The sequence below is a fragment of the Pseudomonas extremaustralis genome (assembly GCF_900102035.1).
GTDB classification, from domain to species: Bacteria; Pseudomonadota; Gammaproteobacteria; order Pseudomonadales; family Pseudomonadaceae; genus Aquipseudomonas; species Aquipseudomonas extremaustralis.
The window spans coordinates 143,945-163,607 of record NZ_LT629689.1 but is presented as its reverse complement, the minus strand read 5'-3'; the positions used below and the strand labels follow the sequence as shown (position 1 = coordinate 163,607).

The following is a 19,663-nucleotide window of genomic DNA, read 5'->3' as shown; positions in this document are numbered from 1 at the left end:
TGCCACAAACCCTGGGATTTGGCGCCATATGCCGGATAAGTGTCCCTTTTTAGGCCAAGAGTGCGGAGCAGAGTGGTTATGGTTGTGACCACAAGCCACAACCACACCCCCTGGACCGTCACGCCTCCACCAAGCTCCATTGCTTGCTCAGGCGCTTATCGGAAATCGGCACCTTGGTCCCCAACTGCTGGGCAAACAACGACACCCGATATTCCTCCAACCACCAGCGATAGAGCGCCAGTTGCGGATCGCGCTTGCCTTCCTGGGCATGCTTGTTCAAGCGATTCTGGTATTGCGCCCACAGCCCGCCCAACTCGCCGCTCCATACGCGATCCTTTTGCACCTGGCTCGGCAATTTCTCCAGGCGCAGTTCGATGGCCTTGAGGAAGCGCGGCAGTTCCTTGAGCCATTGCGCCGGGGTTTCCCGCACAAAACCGGGATAGACCAGGTTGCTCAACTGCTGCTTGATGTCGTTCAGGGCCACGGCCTGGGCCAGGTCGATCTTGCCTTTGAAGCGTTTTTGCAGGCCATGCCAGAGCTTCAGCACCTCCAGGGTCAGGCGCGCCAGGCGTTCGGCGTGCTCGGTCCAGCTGCCGCGCTTGCGCTCGGCCAAGGCGGCCAGACCCGCGCCGTCGCGGGGCAGGCTGGCTTCGCCTTCAAGCACGCAGGTGTCCAGGCTGGCCAGCAAGATGTCTTCCACCAGCGCGTCGATACGCCCCAGTTCGCGGTACATCAGCCCCAACTCGGTCAGGCCGGGCAATTTGCCGCGCAGGAATTTCGCCGGTTCCGCCAACTGCTGCATCAGCAGGCGCTGTAAGGCGCGACGGTGCTGGAACTCGGCCTCGGCGGCGGTGGAGAAACGCCCTTCCTTGACGGTGCCGTTTTCTTCCACCAGCGCCGGATACACCGTCATCGACAGGCCGGCAATGTTCTGCTGGGTTTTCTCGGCCACCGCGGCGAAGACCTTGGCTTCCACCGGCTGCTGGCTTTTCGCGGTTTGTGGCACGGCCAACGCGGCTTGGCTGGCTTCGGCAAAGCGTGCGGTCAGTTCCGCCAGGTCGCGGCCTTCGCCAAGGAACTTGCCTTGGGCGTCGACCACTTCCAGGTTCATCCGCAGGTGGCTGTCCACCTGCTGTGCCGCTTCGGCCCAGGCTTCATCGCTGACCCGCGCACCGGTCATGCGCAGCAATTCGCGCCCCAAGGCCTGGGGCAACGAGCCCTGGCCGAACTCGATGCGCTGCAACGCCGCCTTGACGAAATCCGGCACCGGCACGAAGTTCTTGCGCAGCGCCTTGGGCAAGTTGCGCACCAGGGCGATGCACTTGGCTTCGATCACCCCCGGCACCAGCCACTCCAGGCGCTCCGGCGGCAAGGCCGGCAACAGCGGTGCCGGCACGCGCAGGGTCACGCCGTCGCGCGGATGGTTGGGCTCGAAGTGGTAACTCAAGGCCAGCGCCAGGTCGCCCAGGTGCAGGGTGTCGGGGTAATGCGCGGCGGTGACTTCACTGGCATCGCGGGCCAGCACGTCTTCCTCGCGCATGATCAACAGTTGCGGGTCTTTCTGGCTGTTGACCTTGTACCAGCTGTCGAACGTGGCGGTCTGGTGGATCTCCGCCGGCAGCCGCGCATCGTAGAAGGCATAGAGGGTTTCCTCGTCGGCGAGGATGTCGCGCCGACGGGCCTTGGCCTCCAGTTCGTCGAGCTGTTCCAGCAATTGCTGATTGGCCGTCAGGCACTTGGCCCGCGACTGGATCTCGCCGCGCACCAGGCCCTCGCGGATAAACAACTCGCGCGACACCACCGGATCGATCGGCCCGTAATGCACTGGCCGGCGCCCGACCACGATCAGCCCGAACAGGGTGATCTGCTCAAAGGCCACGACTTGGCCGCGCTTCTTCTCCCAATGGGGTTCGAAGTGGTTCTTCTTGATCAGGTGCCCGGCCAGGGGCTCGATCCAATCGGCATCGATCTTGGCCACCATGCGCGCATACAGCTTGGTGGTTTCCACCAGTTCGGCGGTCATCAGCCATTGCGGGCGTTTCTTGCCGATGCCTGACGAGGGGTGAATCCAGAAACGTCGCTGACGCGCACCGAGGTAATCGCCGTCTTCGGTTTTCTGCCCGATCTGGCTGAGCAGGCCGGAGAGTACCGCCTTGTGCAGTTTCGGGAAGTCCGCCGGTTCTTTGTTGACGGTCAGCTGCATGTCGCGGCAAATCAGGCTCAACTGGCGATGGGAATCGCGCCACTCGCGCAGGCGCAGGTAGTTGAGGAAGTTCTTGCGACACCAGTTGCGCAGCGGGCTGGCGGTCAGCGCCTGGCGCTGCTCTTCAAAGCCGCGCCACAGGTTGACCAGGCCGGCGAAGTCCGAATCCGGATCTTTCCACTGTGCATGGGCCTGATCGGCGGCCTGTTGGCGTTCCGGCGGGCGCTCACGCGGGTCCTGGATCGACATGGCGCTGGCCACGATCAGCACTTCCTGCAAGCTGCCCAGCTTGGCCGCTTCCAGCAACATGCGGCCCATGCGCGGGTCCACGGGCAGGCGCGCCAATTGGCGGCCCAGCGGCGTGAGCTGACTGTTGCGATCCACCGCCGAGAGTTCTTGCAGCAGGTTGAAACCGTCGCTGATGGCCTTGCCATCCGGCGGCTCGATAAACGGGAAGTCGGTGATTTCCCCCAGGCGCAGGTGCAGCATCTGCAGGATCACCGCCGCCAGGTTGGTGCGCAGGATCTCCGGATCGGTGAATTCCGGGCGGCCGATAAAATCTTCTTCGCTGTACAGGCGGATGCAAATCCCCGGCTCGACCCGGCCACAGCGGCCCTTACGCTGGTTGGCGCTGGCCTGGGAAATCGCCTCGATAGGCAGGCGCTGCACCTTGGCGCGGTAGCTGTAGCGGCTGATGCGTGCGGTGCCGCTGTCGATCACATAGCGGATGCCCGGTACGGTCAGCGAGGTTTCCGCGACGTTGGTCGCCAGTACCACGCGCCGACCGGGGTGGGACTGGAAAATACGCTGCTGCTCGGCCGGCGACAGGCGCGCGTACAACGGCAGGATTTCGGTGTGCTTGAGCTGGGCCTTGCGCAGCATGTCGGCGGCGTCGCGTATCTCGCGCTCGCCGGGCAGAAACACCAGCACGTCGCCAGGGCTGCGGCGCTCGCTGCGCTCGTAGGCGGCGATTTCATCGAGGGTGGCGAGGATCGCCTGATCGACGGTCAAGTCGTCTTCGACGCGGTTGCCCTCCTCGTCCTGTTCCAGGGTCAATGGGCGATACCAAGTGTCCACCGGGAACGTGCGGCCAGAGACCTCGACGATCGGCGCATCGTCGAAGTGCTTGGAGAAACGCTCCAGGTCGATGGTCGCCGAGGTGATGATCACCTTCAGGTCCGGGCGACGCGGCAGCAGGGTTTTCAGGTAGCCGAGCAGGAAGTCAATGTTCAGGCTGCGTTCGTGGGCTTCGTCGACGATGATCGTGTCGTAGCGTTCCAGGTAACGGTCGTTCTGGGTTTCCGCCAGCAGGATGCCGTCGGTCATCAGTTTGATCAGGGTGTTCGAATCACTCTGGTCTTCGAAGCGCACCTGATAGCCGACCAGCGCGCCGAGCGGCGTGGCCAGTTCTTCGGCGACCCGGCTGGCGACGCTGCGCGCGGCGATCCGGCGCGGCTGGGTGTGGCCGATCAGGCCGTGTTGGCCGCGACCGATTTCCAGGCAGATTTTCGGCAGTTGGGTGGTCTTGCCCGAGCCGGTTTCGCCGGCAATGATCAGCACCTGATGCTTGAGCAGCGCCGCCTTGATTTCGTCGCGCTTGGCGGCGATCGGCAGGCTGTCGTCGTAGCGGATCACCGGCAGGCTGGCACGCCGCGCCGTGACCTGGGCGCAGGACGCCTGCATACGTGCGACCCACTGCGCCAGCTTCTGCTCATCGGGCTTCTTGCGCAGCTCGAGCAACTGCCGCCGCAAGCGGTTGCGGTCGGCGAGCATGGCGTGATCGAGGTTTTTCAGCAGTTGGTCGATAGCGGGCGCTTGGTCAGTCATCAGGTACGTATAGGTCTTATTTAGGGTGGTGAAACAAATCAAAGGTTATCAAACACGCGGTGTCGTAATGGCTGATGCTTGGTTTAAAGCATTAGCAACTCCCTCTCAAAACGTTTGATACCCTGCACTAAATTACGGAAGCTATCAGAGCGAACATTATCAACCTCCAGATAACGCCCTATCTCTCGAGAACCAGCAATCTTCTCGTATTTTTGCTTAGTTAGAATTTTCAATTCATGGCTAGGCGACACTAGATAGTCTGGATTGCGAAATTTTGCACCTTGCTGCTTAGCAACCAGGCCTTTCATACACAATGCCTTTTCAACTGCGTTAAGATCTGCAAGATAAAAAGTTTCCAGCTCACGACAAGCGATTCGAACCAAGCTGACAGCCGCTCGCCCGGAAGCCTTGCATTTATCAATCAACCTGGCTTTCAACGCAACGCAATTTGGATCACTGTCTTGATCACGCACAACGATAAACCGCGCATCGTTATTTATATACCCTTTGATACGCATAACCATACGTTTCTCAAGATCTTGCTTCCCCTCAAATGCAATCAACCTAAACTCTATACGCTCATCAAGCATTCTTGGTAGAAAAGTTTCCAACATGACCTTTGCGGAGCGCTCTTCCAATAGAAAAACCAACTCTTTTCTCATTGAGGATCAGCCCCATCAAAAAATCCTTGCTTCCACAAGTAACCTAACTGATCGCCTTCAGCCATATACTCACATATTTGCGGATCATCCTTGGCACGACGAACCTCCGTCCCGCCCTCTTTCTTGACCAGCCAACAGACTTCATCCAACTCGGCAGCATTTAAAAAGTCTGGAGAGTGGGTCGAAACCAACACTTGACCTCCGCGCAATGCATACCCCCGAAACTCCTCTGCCAGCTCTTGCATCAACGTTGGGTAGAGCTGATTTTCCGGATCTTCCACACAGAGCAAGGGGTGAGGCGCTGGATCGTGCAACAACACCATATAAGCAAACATTTTAATGGTGCCATCAGAAACATAACGATCCAGAAACGGCGTTTTGAACGCGCCGTCTTGAAATCTCAGAGTTAAATAACCATCCGCAGTCAAAAGAGGCTCGATGGTTTTGACGCCAGGCACTCGTCTCGACATAGTTTCGAGTATTTTTTTGAATTGCTCGGGGTGTTGCTCGAACATATATCGAGCAACCAGTGGCAAATTATCACCCGACTCAGACAAATGCTCGGAATCGCCTGACGGCTCTTTCCTTCCCCGGGCGGAACTGATATGAAAATCAGAAACATGCCATTGCTCGATCAACTGCCTAAAAGCATTGGCAGCTTTAAACTTTTCAAACTGACCAAGTCCTTTAATCGCCAAGGTATCCGAGGCAACTGATTGATATTCTCTATCTAGCTCTTCGTCGGAACGCTGAAAGTCTTCTTCATTGGTAATTGCAAATCCCTGCCCATTCTCGAAATCGAGAAAACGATAAGGACTGCCATAGCGACCTCGTTTATAACGAAGAATTTCGCGCTTGACATAAGGGACATTATTTTTGTCACCAATTTCAAGAGAATATGTAACCAGACGATTAACGCCAGCAATTGGCATACGGTACTGGATTTCTATAAGAATTGTGTCGCCGTCGCTCTCCCTGCTTAAGACCTCCCGAAAACGCCCTCGGCTGTCCAGTGCCTGCCTGACATTGCCTTTTAAACAATCGTGCAAAAATCCAAATACGTCGAACAGTGAAGTTTTCCCCGCACCGTTGGCACCTACAACGATTAGAAAGGGAGGAATATCTTTCAAATGTACGTCACGGAAAACTTTGAAGTTTTTTAGCCGAATTGATTCGATTTTCATGAGTACCTCGACCATCCGAGCTGTCGTTTGATTAGCCAAGCATTGTCACAGACCGCAAAAATAAATGCCAATCATCACCCAACACCGTTTTTTGTAACATTATTCACCACACCGCTCCTTGCGCCGGTACGGGAACACATCGATGACCTTGCCGGCGCGAATCGCATCCTGCAGCCCTTTCCAGTAGTCGGCGTTGTACAACTCGCCATGCAGTTCATTGAACAGCTTGCGTTGGCCGGCGTCGGCGAACAGGAACGGCGGGAACTCTTCCGGGAACACATCCAGCGGGCCGATGGAATACCAGGGTTCGGAGGCCATTTCATCCTCCGGTGTGCGCGGTGCGGGGATGTGGCGGAAGTTGGCTTCGGTGAGGTAGCAGATCTCGTCGTAGTCGTAGAACACGACGCGGCCATGGCGGGTGACGCCGAAGTTTTTGAGCAGCATGTCGCCGGGGAAGATGTTCGCTGCCGCCAGTTGCTTGATCGCCAGGCCATAGTCTTCCAGGGCTTCGCGGACCTGGGCGGGGTTGGCGTTTTCGAGGTAGAGATTGAGCGGGGTCATGCGCCGTTCGGTCCAGCAGTGGCGGATCAGCACGGTGTCGCCTTCGACTTCGACGGTGCCGGCGGCCACATCGAGCAATTCGGCCAGGCATTCGGGCTCGAACTTGCTCAACGGGAAGCGGAAATCGGCGAACTCCTGGGTATCAGCCATGCGCCCGACGCGGTCGACGCTTTTGACCAGGCGGTACTTCTCGATCACCGTGGCGCGGTTGACGTTTTTCGACGGCGAAAAGCGGTCCTTGATGATCTTGAACACCGTGTTGAAGCCCGGCAGCGTGAACACGCTCATGACCATGCCGCGCACACCGGGGGCCATGATGAATTGATCGTCAGTGGTGGCCAGGTGGTTGATCAGGGCGCGATAGAACTCCGACTTGCCGTGCTTGTAGAAGCCGATCGAGGTGTACAGCTCGGCAATGTGCTTGCCCGGCAGGATGCGTTTGAGGAAACCGATGAATTCCGCCGGCACCGGCACGTCGACCATGAAGTAGGAGCGGGTGAAGGAAAAAATGATCGACACATCGGCTTCGTCGGTAATCAACGCATCGATCTGGATGCCCTGCCCTTCGCGGTGCAGCAGCGGGATGACCAGGGGCCACTGCTCGTCGTGGGTATAGATACGCCCGACCAGGTAAGCGCCCTTGTTGCGGTAGAGCACCGAGGAAAACAGCTCGACCTTCAGGTCCGGGTCCTTGCACACCCAGTCCGGCAGGTTCTCGCGCAGTTGCGCTTCGATGCGACGCAGGTCGGCCGACAGATCCGCATAGGGCTCGCTGAAGCTGTAGTCGGCGAAAATCTGCCCCAGCATGTCGGAAATCCTGCCGACCGGCGTGTAGATCCGGGTTTGCGCCGCCCTCGCCCGGCGCAGGCTTGGTCGCGTGGTGTGGACGAACATGCAGCCGTCGCTGATCAGGTCGTGGCTGAACAGACCGCAGAAGATCGAGTTGTACCAGGTCTCGGACAGCTCATCGTCAAAGCGCAGGTCGATCAGGCCGATGTAGGCGCTTTTCACCAGGGGCCAGGCATCGATGTCGAGCAAGACAGCCTCAGCGAAGTTCTCCCGCAGCCGTGCAGTCACTTCACTGACTTTTTCTTCGTACAGGTTGATACGCGCCGCCGAAGCCGCCTGCCCTTGTTGCCACTGGGCCTTTTCAAAGCGCTCACGGGCGCCATCGGTGATCTGGCGGAAGTGCTCGCGGTAATCGTCGAAGCCTTCGAGGATGGTACGGGCGATAGCGAGGGCAGGCGTGGGTTGCGACATGCGGAAAACCTCGAACGGGCATCTGGAAGCCAGAGCTTAGCCAGTGAGCGAAGGCAGGAGAAGCAGTCATTTAGCATGCCGGGTTGTGGACTTTCGTGCATTTCGTGGATTGATGGGGCTTATCTGCGGCCAATGCGCCAATCCGCCAGGGCAGGCGGGGGGTGGGATTTGCCCTGCAGTCCGTGATTGGGTCGAGCCGTTTGCCTATAGCACCATCGGCGCGCCCGTTGGGGCGACTGGCATGTGGGTTGTCGTTGCAATTGGCCAAAACGCTGTAGGCGCATGCCTGCCCCTACAGCGTGTCCGGTGGTCAGCCTCTACGGAACACAAAGATCAGGCCAATGATGATCAACCCCATCCCCAGCACGCTCAACAACGCGAGCCGGTTGCCGAAGATCAGGTAATCCATCACGGCTGTCACCGCCGGTACCAGGTAGAACAGGCTAGTGACATTGACCAGATTGCCCCGGGCGATCAGGCGGTACAGCAATAGCGTCGCCAGCAGCGACACCACCAGGCCCATCCATAGCACCGGCAGGTAGAAGCTGGCGTTGTGTTCGAAGTGGAACGGCTGGAACGGCACGAACACCGCGCACAACAACAGCCCCGCCAGGTATTGCACGGGCAGCGTGCCCAAGGGGTTATCGGTGATGCGCTTTTGCATGATCGAACCAAAGGTCATGCTGGCCAGGGCCAGCAAGCCGAAGAGCATCCCGGCCAGGGACATCCCCGACAGCCCGATGCCCTGGTACACCACCATGATCAACCCCGCCAACCCCAGGCCCAGGCCGAACATCCGGCGCCAGGAGCGCTGGCGTTCCATCACCACCACGGTCAGGATCGGCTGCACGCCCATGATGGTCGCCATCACGCCCGGTGTGACGTTGAGGTCCAGGGCCAGCAGATAGAAGATCTGGTACGCCCCCAACAGCACCAGCCCCGTTGTCGCCGCATATAACAGTGGCTTGCCGGGGCGTGGCAGTTTCAGCTTGAGGATCGGTACCAGTATCACCAACCCAGCCAGGGCAATGGCAAAACGGATCAGCAAAAAAGCGAAGGGCGACGCATGGGCCAGGCCCAGCTTGGAGAAAATCGCCCCGCTGCTCCACAGCAATACAAACAGGCTCGTCGAGGCCGCCGCGGCCACGGATTGTTTCGATATGACAGACATGGTTACCACCTGTAATCAGGCAAAAAGCCGATTCAGCAAAAGCCAAAACGCGAAGGTTCAGCCCAGTAGGTTTGTTTCAGGCAGGCACACGGGAACAGCCATCAGCTGATCAGCCCGAAATGCCGACACCCGGCGGTGATACGACTGCGTACACCGGCGTGCTACTGACAGGTGGGGGGTAGTGACTGATCTGCACAGGCTGAAGGTTCCCGCACGGCACGACCACAGCGCTGGACGCTGAATCGACTACCGCTATGCACAGGAATGCAGGCATGGGCTGATCTTTTGAGGAGATGAAGACGCGCCGACTATAACCAGCCGCAGACATGTTTTGCAATCACTCCATGAGCCACTTTCCCATGGCGGCTTTTTCATCTTGGCAGTGGAGTCCGCTCGCTATACTAGCGTCCGTTTTTTTCCAAGGATTTCACATGGCCACTTTGCCCTGGCTGTACCTCGCCCTGCTGTCCATCGGCTATGTCCTGGCGCTGGTCTACGGCCAACTGGGTGCGCTGGCGGCAGTCTCCGTGGCCCTGCTGCTGATTGCCGGATATGCAGTACGCCAGCAACGGACCCCTTGGGCGCGCGCCATTGGCCACGGCTTATTCATCGTGCTGGCCCTGAGCCTGGCGATGCACTGGCTGCCGGGTTTCTACAACGGCCGCGGCATCGCCCCGCAACGCTTGACCGCCGACGCCGTGCCCTTCTCGATGTATCTGAACCAGGACAAACCGCTGATCGGTTTCTGGCTGCTGCTGGCCTGCCCGTGGATCGTCGCGCGCCGCGCCCTGCGCCTGTCGATCTGCGTGACCGCCCTGGCCCTGACCCTGACCGCCATCGCCGCACTGGGCGGCGCCACGTTACTGGGCGTTATCAACTGGGCACCGAAATGGCCGGAACAGGCCTGGCTGTGGATGCTCAACAACCTGCTGCTGGTGACCCTGGTGGAAGAAGCCCTGTTCCGCGGCTACGTGCAAGGCGGCCTGAGCCGGCGCTTCAAACACCTGCCCTACGGCGACAACCTCGCGCTGCTGCTGGCATCGCTGCTATTCGGCCTGGTGCACGTGGGCGCGGGCTGGCATTGGGTGTTACTAGCGAGCATCGCCGGGGTGGGTTACGGCATGGCTTATCGATTTGGCGGGCTGGGTGCGGCGGTTGCCACGCATTTTGGTTTGAATTTGCTTCATTTTGGGTTGTTTACGTATCCGATGCTGGCGGGATGATGCGCCCCCGCAGGCGCGGGACGTTCGACCCGCTGATTGGTACAAAATTAAGTTAAATAAACCCCCGCCTTGGCCGATACTCCCTGAAAGCCTTGCGGATTAGAATAACTATGCGTAATAACCAGCCCGTTACCCAACGCGAGCGAACTTTCCCCGCTCAGCAACGGTTGATTTCCACCACGGATGCCAAGGGTGTGATCACCTACTGCAACGACGCTTTCGTCGAAATCAGTGGGTTTTCCCGCGACGAACTGGTCCGTGCCCCGCACAACCTGGTGCGCCACCCGGATGTTCCGGCGGCAGTATTCACGCATATGTGGTCCACGCTCAAGCAAGGCTTGCCATGGATGGGCATCGTCAAGAACCGCTGCAAGACGGGCGATCACTATTGGGTGAACGCCTATGTGACGCCGGTCTTCGAAGGCAGCCAGGTGGTCGGCTACGAATCGGTGCGCATCAAGCCCACCGCTGAGCAGATCCGCCGCGCCGAAGCGCTCTACCACCGTATCAATCAGGGCAAGTCGGCCATTCCCCGGCGCGACAAGTGGCTGCCGGTGCTACAGGACTGGCTGCCGTTTATCCTGGTCAGCCAGTTGAGCTTCATGATCGGTGCGTCGCTCAACTCCCACTGGGGCTTTGCCTTGGCCGCCGGGCTGTCGGTGCCGTTGGGCCTGTTGGGCCTGAGCTGGCAACAGCGCGGCCTCAAGCGCCTCCTGCGCCTGGCCGAGCAGACCACCTCCGATCCGTTGATCGCACAGATGTATACCGACAGCCGCGGCGCACAAGCGCGCCTGGAGATGTCGATCCTCAGCCAGGAGGCGCGTCTGAAGACCTGTCTCACGCGCTTGCAGGACACCGCCGAACACCTGAACGATCAGGCCGCGCAGTCCAACACTCTGGCGCATAACAGCTCCAGCGGCCTGGAGCGTCAGCGCGTAGAAACCGAACAGGTGGCCACGGCGGTCAACCAGATGGCGGCGACCACCCAGGAAGTGGCCAGCCATGTGCAGCGCACCGCAGATGCGACCCAGGAAGCCAATCGCCTGACCGGCCGCGGTCGCGATATCGCCGGGGAAACCCGCGAGGCGATCCAGCGTCTGTCGGTGGCCGTCGGTGAGACGGGCGTGACCGTCACCCAACTGGCCAAGGACAGCGACGAAATCGGCGGCGTGGTCGACGTGATCAAAGGCATTGCCGACCAGACCAACCTGCTGGCGCTCAACGCAGCGATCGAAGCAGCCCGCGCCGGTGAGATGGGCCGTGGTTTCGCGGTGGTGGCCGATGAAGTGCGCCAATTGGCGCAACGTACCGCAGAATCGACCGGGCAGATCCACACGCTGATCGCCAAACTGCAGCAGACCGCTGCCGCCGCCGTACAAACCATGGACGCCGGGCATCGCCAGGCCGAAGAGGGCGTTGCGAAGGTGATGGAGGCGGACCAGGCGCTGGTGGGCATCAGCGAAGCGGTAGCCAACATCACCGACATGACCACCCAGATCGCGGCAGCCACCGAAGAGCAAAGCTCGGTGGCCGAAGAGATCAGCCGCAATATCAGCACCATTGCGCTGTTGGCGGATCAAACCTCAGAGCAAGCGCTGAACTCGGCGCAATTGAGTGAAGAGCTGACGCATACGGCGCATACCCAGTATTCGCTGGTAGAGCGTTTTAACCGGTAGATCGCTATCGGGAGCAAGCCCCTTACCACAGGGCTTGCTCCCGATAGAGCCTCAACAGGCGCCGAGAAACCCAGCCACCTTCCCCGCCGCCGCCTCCAAATGCTGCTCATGACTAAACCCCGACGCCTTCAACGGCTTCAGATCATGATCGCCGGCCACCAACCACATCACCTCGATGCCCGGCGCTAACGCATACCCTTCCACCGCCGCCCGATTGCCCAGTGCATCGCGCTCACCCTGCACGATCAGCGTCGGCGTCTTCAGCCCGGCCAGGTGCTCGACCCGGGGTTTTTCCGGCTTGCCCACCGCATAGAACGGATAGCCCAGGCAGACCAGCCCATCGGCGCCCAATTCGTCCGCCAGCAAACTGGCCATGCGCCCGCCCATGGACTTGCCGCCAATGGCCAGTTTCCCAGCGACATGGCGTCGCACTTCGGCATACACCTCGCGCCAACTCTCCAACAGTTTCGGCGCCGGGTTCGGGGGGCGTTTGCCTGCGTCCACGCGCCGCTGCGCCATGTAGGGAAACTCGAAGCGCAACACGTTGACGCCATGCGCAGCAAGGCGTGCAGCCATGTCGCTCATGAAGGCTGAGTCCATCGGTGCGCCCGCGCCGTGGGCCAGGATCAGGGTGACCGGTGGACGGCCCTCGGCGCCCGACGCGGCATCCCACAGCCAGCCATGTTCCTGCACACACCGCGCCCATTGATCCCCGTCAATACTGGCCTTGTGCTCTTTGCCCATGCTTGCCTCGCTATTTAGTCTGCCTATAACTCCAGCCCAAGTGCCGCATCTGCTTGGGTTGAACCGTGGATGGGGAACCATGAACACTACATTAAGCACCGCCTATAACTACAAGGTGGTCCGCCAATTCGCCATTATGACGGTGGTGTGGGGCATCGTCGGCATGGGGCTCGGGGTTTTTCTCGCGGCCCAATTGGTGTGGCCTGCACTCAACTTTGACTTGCCTTGGACCAGCTTCGGCCGCTTGCGCCCGCTGCATACCAACGCGGTGATCTTCGCCTTCGGGGGTTGTGCGCTGTTTGCCAGCTCCTTCTACTCGGTGCAGCGCACCTGCCAGACCCAACTGTTCGCGCCGAAAGTCGCCCAGTTCTGCTTCTGGGGCTGGCAACTGGTCATTGTCCTGGCAGCGATCACCTTGCCGCTGGGTTACACCAGTTCCAAGGAATACGCCGAGCTGGAATGGCCGATCGATATCCTGATCACCATTGTCTGGGTCGCCTACGCCATTGTGTTTTTCGGCACAGTGGCCAAGCGCAACACCAAGCATATCTATGTCGGTAACTGGTTCTTCGGTGCGTTCATCATCACCGTGGCTATCCTGCATATCGTCAACAACCTGGAAATCCCGGTCAGCCTGACCAAGTCCTACTCGCTGTACGGCGGTGCGACGGATGCCATGGTGCAGTGGTGGTATGGGCATAACGCTGTAGGTTTCTTCCTGACCGCCGGCTTCCTGGGGATGATGTACTACTTCGTACCCAAGCAAGCCGAACGTCCGGTGTATTCCTATCGCCTGTCCATCGTGCACTTCTGGGCGCTGATCACCCTGTACATCTGGGCCGGTCCGCACCACCTGCACTACACCGCGTTGCCGGACTGGGCACAGTCGTTGGGCATGGTGATGTCCCTGGTGCTGCTGGCGCCAAGCTGGGGCGGCATGATCAACGGCATGATGACCCTGTCGGGCGCCTGGCATAAGTTGCGCAGCGACCCGATCCTGCGCTTCCTGGTGGTCTCGCTGGCGTTCTATGGCATGTCGACGTTCGAAGGGCCGATGATGGCCATCAAGACCGTCAACTCGCTGTCCCACTACACCGACTGGACCATCGGCCACGTACACGCCGGCGCTCTGGGCTGGGTGGCGATGATCTCCATCGGCGCGCTGTACCACATGATCCCGAAAGTCTTCGGTCGCCAGCAGATGTACAGCGTCGGCCTGATCAACGCGCACTTCTGGCTGGCCACTATCGGCACCGTGCTCTACATCGCCTCGATGTGGGTCAACGGTATCGCTCAGGGCCTGATGTGGCGCGCGATCAACGAAGACGGCACGCTGACCTACTCTTTCGTCGAAACCCTGGTGGCCAGCCACCCAGGCTACGTCGTGCGGTTGGTGGGCGGTGCGGTGTTCCTCAGCGGCATGTTCCTGATGGCATACAACACATGGCGCACCGTGCGCTCGGCACAACCTGTCGAAGACGCCCCTGTCGCGCAAATGGCCTGAGGAGTCAGTGATGAAACACGAAACGATTGAAAAGAACGTCGGCCTGCTAATGCTGCTCATGGTGCTCGCCGTGAGCATCGGCGGCCTGACCCAGATCGTCCCGCTGTTCTTCCAGGACGTGACCAACAAGCCGGTTGAAGGCATGAAGCCCTACACCGCGCTGCAACTGGAAGGCCGTGACATCTACATCCGCGAAGGCTGCGTACAGTGCCACTCGCAGATGATCCGTCCGTTCCGCGCCGAAACCGAACGCTACGGCCATTACTCGGTCGCCGGCGAAAGCGTGTGGGACCACCCGTTCCTGTGGGGTTCCAAGCGCACCGGGCCGGATCTGGCACGCGTCGGCGCACGTTACTCGGACGACTGGCACCGCGCGCACTTGTACAACCCGCGCAACGTAGTGCCTGAGTCGAAGATGCCGGCCTACCCATGGTTGGTGAACGCTGCGGTCGACAGCAGCCACACCGAGACCAAGTTGAAAGTGATGCGCACCCTTGGCGTGCCGTACACCGACGACGACATCAGTGGCGCCGTCGCCAGCCTCAAGGGCAAGACCGAGATGGACGCGCTGGTTTCGTACCTGCAAGTGCTCGGTACCGCCATCAAGAGCAAGAGGTGAGCCATGGGATTTGAATTCGATGCGGGCACCATCCGCGGCCTAGGCACCCTGGTAGTGGCCATTGCCTTTATCGGCCTGTCGCTGTGGGTGTTCAACAATCGGCGCAATGCGGAATTCGAGCAGGCGCGCCTGCTGCCCTTCGCCGACGAACCCACTTCATCCGACGCTCAAGAAGAGCCTGTAACAAGGAGCAACCGGCCATGACTACCTTCTGGAGTACATGGATCTGCGTACTGACCCTCGGCAGCCTGATCGGCCTGACCTGGCTCTTGATCGGCACCCGCAAGGGCGAGACCAAGGGCAGTGTCGACCAGACCATGGGCCACGCCTTCGATGGCATTGAGGAATATGACAACCCGCTGCCCCAGTGGTGGTTCATGCTATTCGCCGGCACCCTGGTGTTTGCCGTCGGCTACCTGATCCTCTATCCGGGCCTGGGCAACTGGAAAGGCGTGCTGCCGGGCTATGAAGACGGTTGGACGTCGGCCAAAGAGTGGGAAAAGGAGATGGCCAAGGCTGACACCAAGTTCGGGCCGATCTTCGCCAAATTCTCGGCGATGCCGGTGGAAGAAGTCGCGAAAGACCCGCAAGCGCTGAAAATGGGCGGTCGCCTGTTTGCTTCCAACTGCGCGGTGTGCCACGGCTCCGATGCCAAGGGCGCCTTTGGCTTCCCGAACCTGGCCGACAATATCTGGCGCTGGGGCGGCTCGGCCGACACGATCAAGACCACCATCATGAACGGTCGCCACGCGGCGATGCCGGCCTGGGGTGAAATGCTGGGCGACGAGGGCGTCAAAAACGTCGCCGCCTATGTCCGTCACGATCTGGCCAAACTGCCTTTGCCGGCTGACAGCACCGCCGACCTGGCCGCTGGCCAAGCCACCTTCAACACCACATGTGTAGCCTGCCACGGTCCGCAAGGCCACGGCACGGAAGCCATGGGTGCGCCGAACCTGACGCTGCCAGCCGGCTTCATCTACGGCACCAGTCTGGCGCAGTTGCAGCAGACGATCCGCTATGGCCGCCAAGGTCAGATGCCGGCGCAGGAAGTGTTGCAAGGCAACGACAAGGTGCACTTGCTCGCCGCCTACGTTTACAGCCTCTCCCATAACGCTGATGGCGCAACGCCAGAAAGCCAGGCTCAGTAACCGCTGACTGCCGCCCCGCTTCGGGGCGGCAGCTCTCTTGCTCCTTCGCCACAGATTCATTGCTTACGCTTGACTGAACCGCCCTCTTCTACGCGACCGAGTGTCGCACCCCTCTAAAGCACAACTTTCCCCTCCTGCCATTCGGGTCTACGCTTGCTTGCACAGCGGACTGATCCTGGCGTACGCAACGACAATCGTTGCGACCCTGAAAATTTCCTGTCTACTCGATCAGCTTTTGATTTCGGATTTTGTCCTTACGCAAAACAGGGAAAGGGCGCAGAATCTGGCGTGGAACGCATTGATACAGGTCAGTCATTGCGTTGCAATGACCCCTTGCTTTCTACATACTTGCGGCCGATTTGACCTATAAAAAAACCTAAACCGTGGAACCTTAGAATGAGCACAGCAATCAGTCCGACTGCTTATAACTATAAGGTAGTCCGCCAGTTCGCCATCATGACGGTGGTCTGGGGGATCCTTGGCATGGGGCTCGGGGTGTTCATCGCCTCGCAACTGGTATGGCCGGAGTTGAATTTCGGCTTGCCATGGACGACCTTCGGTCGCCTGCGCCCCCTGCATACCAACCTGGTGATTTTCGCCTTCGGCGGATGTGCATTGTTTGCCACCTCCTACTATGTCGTGCAGCGAACCTGCCAGACGCGACTGATCTCTGACAGCCTCGCGGCCTTCACCTTCTGGGGATGGCAGGCCGTGATCGTGGGCGCCGGCATTACGTTGCCGCTGGGCTACACCACCACCAAGGAATACGCCGAGCTGGAATGGCCCATCGCCATTTTGCTGGCGATCGTGTGGGTGGTCTACGCCGTGGTGTTCTTCGGCACCATCGTCAAGCGCAAGACCAAGCACATCTATGTGGGCAACTGGTTCTACGGGGCCTTCATCCTGGTGACGGCGATGTTGCACATCGTCAACCATGCATCGTTGCCGGTCAGCCTGTTCAAGTCCTATTCGGCTTACGCCGGGGCGACGGATGCGATGATCCAGTGGTGGTACGGGCATAACGCCGTGGGGTTCTTCCTCACCACCGGTTTCCTGGGGATGATGTACTACTTCGTACCCAAGCAGGCCGAACGTCCTATTTACTCGTATCGCCTGTCCATCGTGCACTTCTGGGCGCTGATCACCCTGTACATCTGGGCCGGTCCCCACCACTTGCACTACACCGCGTTGCCGGACTGGGCACAGTCGTTGGGCATGGCGATGTCGATCATCCTGCTGGCCCCGAGCTGGGGCGGCATGATCAACGGCATGATGACCCTGTCGGGCGCCTGGCATAAGCTGCGCACCGACCCGATCCTGCGTTTCCTCGTCGTCTCCCTGGCGTTCTACGGCATGTCGACCTTCGAAGGGCCGATGATGGCGATCAAGACCGTCAACTCCCTGTCCCACTACACCGACTGGACCATCGGCCACGTACACGCCGGCGCACTCGGTTGGGTAGCGATGATTTCCATCGGCGCGCTGTACCACATGATCCCGAAAATCTTCGGGCGTGCGCAGATGCACAGCGTCGGTCTGATCAACACGCACTTCTGGCTGGCCACCATCGGCACCGTGCTCTACATCGCCTCGATGTGGGTCAACGGCATCACCCAGGGCCTGATGTGGCGTGCGATCAACGATGATGGCACCCTCACCTACTCCTTCGTCGAAGCGCTGCAAGCCAGCCATCCGGGCTACATCGTCCGCGCCCTGGGCGGTGCGTTCTTTGCCTCCGGCATGCTGTTCATGGCCTACAACGTCTGGCGCACCGTGCGTGCCTCGGACCCTGCAGAAGCCGAAGCCGCCGCCAAGATCGCCGTTGTGGGAGCCCACTGATGAAGCATGAAGTAGTCGAGAAGAATATCGGCCTGCTGGCCTTCTTCATGGTCATCGCCGTGAGTATCGGCGGCCTGACCCAGATCGTTCCGCTGTTCTTCCAGGACGTCACCAACAAGCCGGTCGAAGGCATGAAGCCACGCACCGCCCTTGAACTGGAAGGTCGCGACGTCTACATCGCCAACGGCTGTGTCGGCTGCCACTCGCAGATGATCCGTCCGTTCCGCGCCGAAACCGAACGCTACGGCCACTATTCGGTCGCCGGTGAAAGTGTGTGGGACCACCCGTTCCTGTGGGGTTCCAAGCGCACCGGCCCGGACCTGGCGCGTGTCGGCGGGCGTTACTCCGATGACTGGCAGCGCGCGCACTTGTACAACCCGCGCAACGTCGTGCCTGAATCGAAAATGCCGGCGTACCCGTTCCTCGTGGAAAACAAGCTCGACGGCAAGGACACCGCGAAGAAGATGGAAGTCTTGCGCACCCTGGGCGTGCCCTACACCGACGAAGACATCGCCGGTGCATCAGCAGCCGTGAAGGGCAAGACCGAAATGGACGCATTGGTGGCCTATCTGCAAGGCCTTGGCACCATCATCAAAAGCAAACGGTGATTCTTCATGGATATCGGGATGATTCGTGGCCTGGGCACCGTTGTGGTGATGGTGGCCTTTATCGGCCTGGCGTTGTGGGTCTTCAGCCCCAAGCGCAAGTCAGAGTTTGACGACGCGACCCTGTTGCCCTTTGCGGATGATCCCGAAGCCATCAAGCACGTCGAGCAAGCTTCTAGGAGTAACAAAGAATGACTACGTTCTGGAGTCTGTACGTCACAGTCCTCAGTCTGGGTACCATCTTCGCCCTGACCTGGCTGCTGCTGTCGACCCAAAGGGGCCAGCGCAGCGAGCAGACCGACGAGACCGTCGGCCACTCGTTCGATGGCATCGAGGAGTATGACAACCCGCTGCCAAAATGGTGGTTCATGCTGTTCGTCGGCACCATCGTCTTCGCCCTCGGCTACTTGGCGCTGTACCCTGGCCTGGGCAACTGGAAAGGCCTGCTGCCGGGCTACGACTACCTCGACAACGACAAGCAAATCGCCTTCGCCAACGGCCAGACCGGCTGGACAGGCGTGCACGAATGGGAAAAGGAAATGGCCAGGTCGGATGCCAAGTTCGGGCCGATCTTCGCCAAATTCGCTTCGATGCCCATTGAAGAGGTCGCCAAGGACCCGCAAGCCCTGAAGATGGGCGGTCGCCTGTTCGCCTCCAACTGCTCGGTATGCCACGGCTCCGACGCCAAGGGCGCCTACGGCTTTCCCAACCTGACCGATGCCGACTGGCGTTGGGGCGGCGAGCCGCTGACCATCAAGGAAACCATCATGAAAGGTCGCCATGCCATGATGCCGGCCTGGCTGGATGTCCTCACGGAACAGGGCGTCAGCGACGTGGCTGCATTCGTCGTGACCAAACTGGATGGACGCCCGTTGCCGGAAGGCACCAAGGCCGACGCAGCCAACGGTGAGAAACTCTTCGCCGCCAACTGCGTAGCCTGCCACGGCCCACAAGGCAAAGGCACCCCGGCCATGGGCGCGCCCGACCTGACCCATCCGGGTGCGTTCATCTACGGTTCGAGCTTCGCTCAACTGCAGCAGACCATCCGCTATGGCCGCCAAGGCCAGATGCCGGCGCAGGAACTGTTGCAAGGCAATGACAAGGTGCACCTGCTGGCCGCGTATGTTTACAGCCTGTCCCATGGGGATAAGAAGGCTGAAGAGCAGTAAGTCGGAGCAGCAACAAAGGCCCGCTCATTGAAAGGTGACGGGCCTTTTTTATTGCCATGAACAAATCCAATGTGGGAATTCCAAAATGTGGGAGCAAGCCCCTCCCACATTGGAATGCCAGTGTCTTGAAGGTTGAGCCGGCAAAAACCGTCCATACTTCACAAGTCAATTGATCCAGATCACGTACACCATCAATTGATTTTCCCCAACGCGACCAAAGGTCGCACCCCTTGTACACTATCGGGGGCGTATCATTACGCCACTGCAA

The 19,663-nt window shown here is 59.8% G+C and carries 16 protein-coding genes; 10 read left to right on the top strand and 6 right to left on the bottom strand.

What is annotated here, in order from left to right; genetic code table 11:
• Nucleotides 1-118: 118 nt before the first annotated feature.
• The 5 genes from hrpA to BLR63_RS00735 all read right to left on the bottom strand — a co-directional run bounded on the left by hrpA (nt 119) and on the right by BLR63_RS00735 (nt 8,868).
• Nucleotides 119-4,030, bottom strand: a complete 3,912-nt coding sequence (gene hrpA, locus BLR63_RS00755) for an ATP-dependent RNA helicase HrpA (protein WP_010563878.1) — start codon at nt 4,028-4,030, stop codon at nt 119-121.
• 83 nt (nt 4,031-4,113) lie between these two features.
• Entirely contained in the window at nt 4,114-4,692 is a 579-nt protein-coding gene (locus tag BLR63_RS00750; RefSeq protein ID WP_010563877.1) for a DUF4276 family protein, read from the bottom strand.
• Complete coding sequence (locus tag BLR63_RS00745; RefSeq protein ID WP_010563876.1) at nt 4,689-5,876, bottom strand: AAA family ATPase; 1,188 nt, start codon at nt 5,874-5,876, stop codon at nt 4,689-4,691. Before BLR63_RS00745 ends, BLR63_RS00750 begins: the two co-directional genes overlap by 4 nt.
• Nucleotides 5,877-5,975: 99 nt before the next feature.
• Nucleotides 5,976-7,697 (bottom strand): bifunctional isocitrate dehydrogenase kinase/phosphatase, encoded by a 1,722-nt coding sequence (gene aceK, locus BLR63_RS00740; RefSeq protein WP_010563875.1) that lies wholly within the window; start codon nt 7,695-7,697, stop codon nt 5,976-5,978.
• Between the two features lie 310 nt (nt 7,698-8,007).
• Nucleotides 8,008-8,868, bottom strand: coding sequence for a DMT family transporter (locus tag BLR63_RS00735; RefSeq protein WP_042946561.1), 861 nt, complete (start codon nt 8,866-8,868; stop codon nt 8,008-8,010).
• A 431-nt stretch (nt 8,869-9,299) separates the two neighbouring features.
• Here BLR63_RS00735 and BLR63_RS00730 point away from each other — a divergent pair, with 431 nt between their 5' ends.
• Nucleotides 9,300-10,091, top strand: a complete 792-nt coding sequence (locus tag BLR63_RS00730) for a CPBP family intramembrane glutamic endopeptidase (RefSeq protein WP_010563873.1) — start codon at nt 9,300-9,302, stop codon at nt 10,089-10,091.
• A gap of 110 nt (nt 10,092-10,201) precedes the next feature.
• Complete coding sequence (locus BLR63_RS00725; RefSeq protein ID WP_010563872.1) at nt 10,202-11,767, top strand: methyl-accepting chemotaxis protein; 1,566 nt, start codon at nt 10,202-10,204, stop codon at nt 11,765-11,767.
• 51 nt (nt 11,768-11,818) lie between these two features.
• Here the strand turns inward: BLR63_RS00725 and BLR63_RS00720 are convergent, their stop codons facing one another.
• The gene (locus tag BLR63_RS00720) at nt 11,819-12,511 is read right to left on the bottom strand and encodes an alpha/beta family hydrolase (protein WP_010563871.1); all 693 of its coding nucleotides are present in this window, start codon (nt 12,509-12,511) and stop codon (nt 11,819-11,821) included.
• A 79-nt stretch (nt 12,512-12,590) separates the two neighbouring features.
• Between BLR63_RS00720 and ccoN (BLR63_RS00715) the strand changes: the two genes are divergently transcribed.
• The 8 genes from ccoN (BLR63_RS00715) to ccoP (BLR63_RS00680) all read left to right on the top strand — a co-directional run bounded on the left by ccoN (BLR63_RS00715) (nt 12,591) and on the right by ccoP (BLR63_RS00680) (nt 19,395).
• On the top strand, nt 12,591-14,015 hold the full coding sequence (gene ccoN, locus BLR63_RS00715) for a cytochrome-c oxidase, cbb3-type subunit I (protein WP_010563870.1): 1,425 nt from the start codon (nt 12,591-12,593) through the stop codon (nt 14,013-14,015).
• Between the two features lie 10 nt (nt 14,016-14,025).
• Nucleotides 14,026-14,634, top strand: coding sequence for a cytochrome-c oxidase, cbb3-type subunit II (gene ccoO, locus BLR63_RS00710; protein ID WP_010563869.1), 609 nt, complete (start codon nt 14,026-14,028; stop codon nt 14,632-14,634).
• A gap of 3 nt (nt 14,635-14,637) precedes the next feature.
• Nucleotides 14,638-14,838 carry a cbb3-type cytochrome oxidase subunit 3 gene (locus BLR63_RS00705; protein ID WP_010563868.1) on the top strand — a complete coding sequence of 67 codons (201 nt, stop codon included), beginning with the start codon at nt 14,638-14,640 and terminating at the stop codon, nt 14,836-14,838.
• Nucleotides 14,835-15,782 (top strand): cytochrome-c oxidase, cbb3-type subunit III, encoded by a 948-nt coding sequence (ccoP, locus tag BLR63_RS00700; protein ID WP_010563867.1) that lies wholly within the window; start codon nt 14,835-14,837, stop codon nt 15,780-15,782. The genes BLR63_RS00705 and ccoP (BLR63_RS00700) overlap by 4 nt, the downstream gene beginning before the upstream one ends.
• 396 nt (nt 15,783-16,178) lie before the next feature.
• Nucleotides 16,179-17,621, top strand: coding sequence for a cytochrome-c oxidase, cbb3-type subunit I (gene ccoN / locus BLR63_RS00695; protein ID WP_010563866.1), 1,443 nt, complete (start codon nt 16,179-16,181; stop codon nt 17,619-17,621).
• Entirely contained in the window at nt 17,621-18,229 is a 609-nt protein-coding gene (ccoO, locus tag BLR63_RS00690) for a cytochrome-c oxidase, cbb3-type subunit II (protein ID WP_010563865.1), read from the top strand. Before ccoN (BLR63_RS00695) ends, ccoO (BLR63_RS00690) begins: the two co-directional genes overlap by 1 nt.
• Before the next feature lie 6 nt (nt 18,230-18,235).
• Nucleotides 18,236-18,421, top strand: a complete 186-nt coding sequence (locus BLR63_RS00685; RefSeq protein ID WP_003183474.1) for a CcoQ/FixQ family Cbb3-type cytochrome c oxidase assembly chaperone — start codon at nt 18,236-18,238, stop codon at nt 18,419-18,421.
• Complete coding sequence (gene ccoP / locus BLR63_RS00680; protein WP_010563864.1) at nt 18,418-19,395, top strand: cytochrome-c oxidase, cbb3-type subunit III; 978 nt, start codon at nt 18,418-18,420, stop codon at nt 19,393-19,395. Before BLR63_RS00685 ends, ccoP (BLR63_RS00680) begins: the two co-directional genes overlap by 4 nt.
• Nucleotides 19,396-19,663 lie beyond the last annotated feature (268 nt).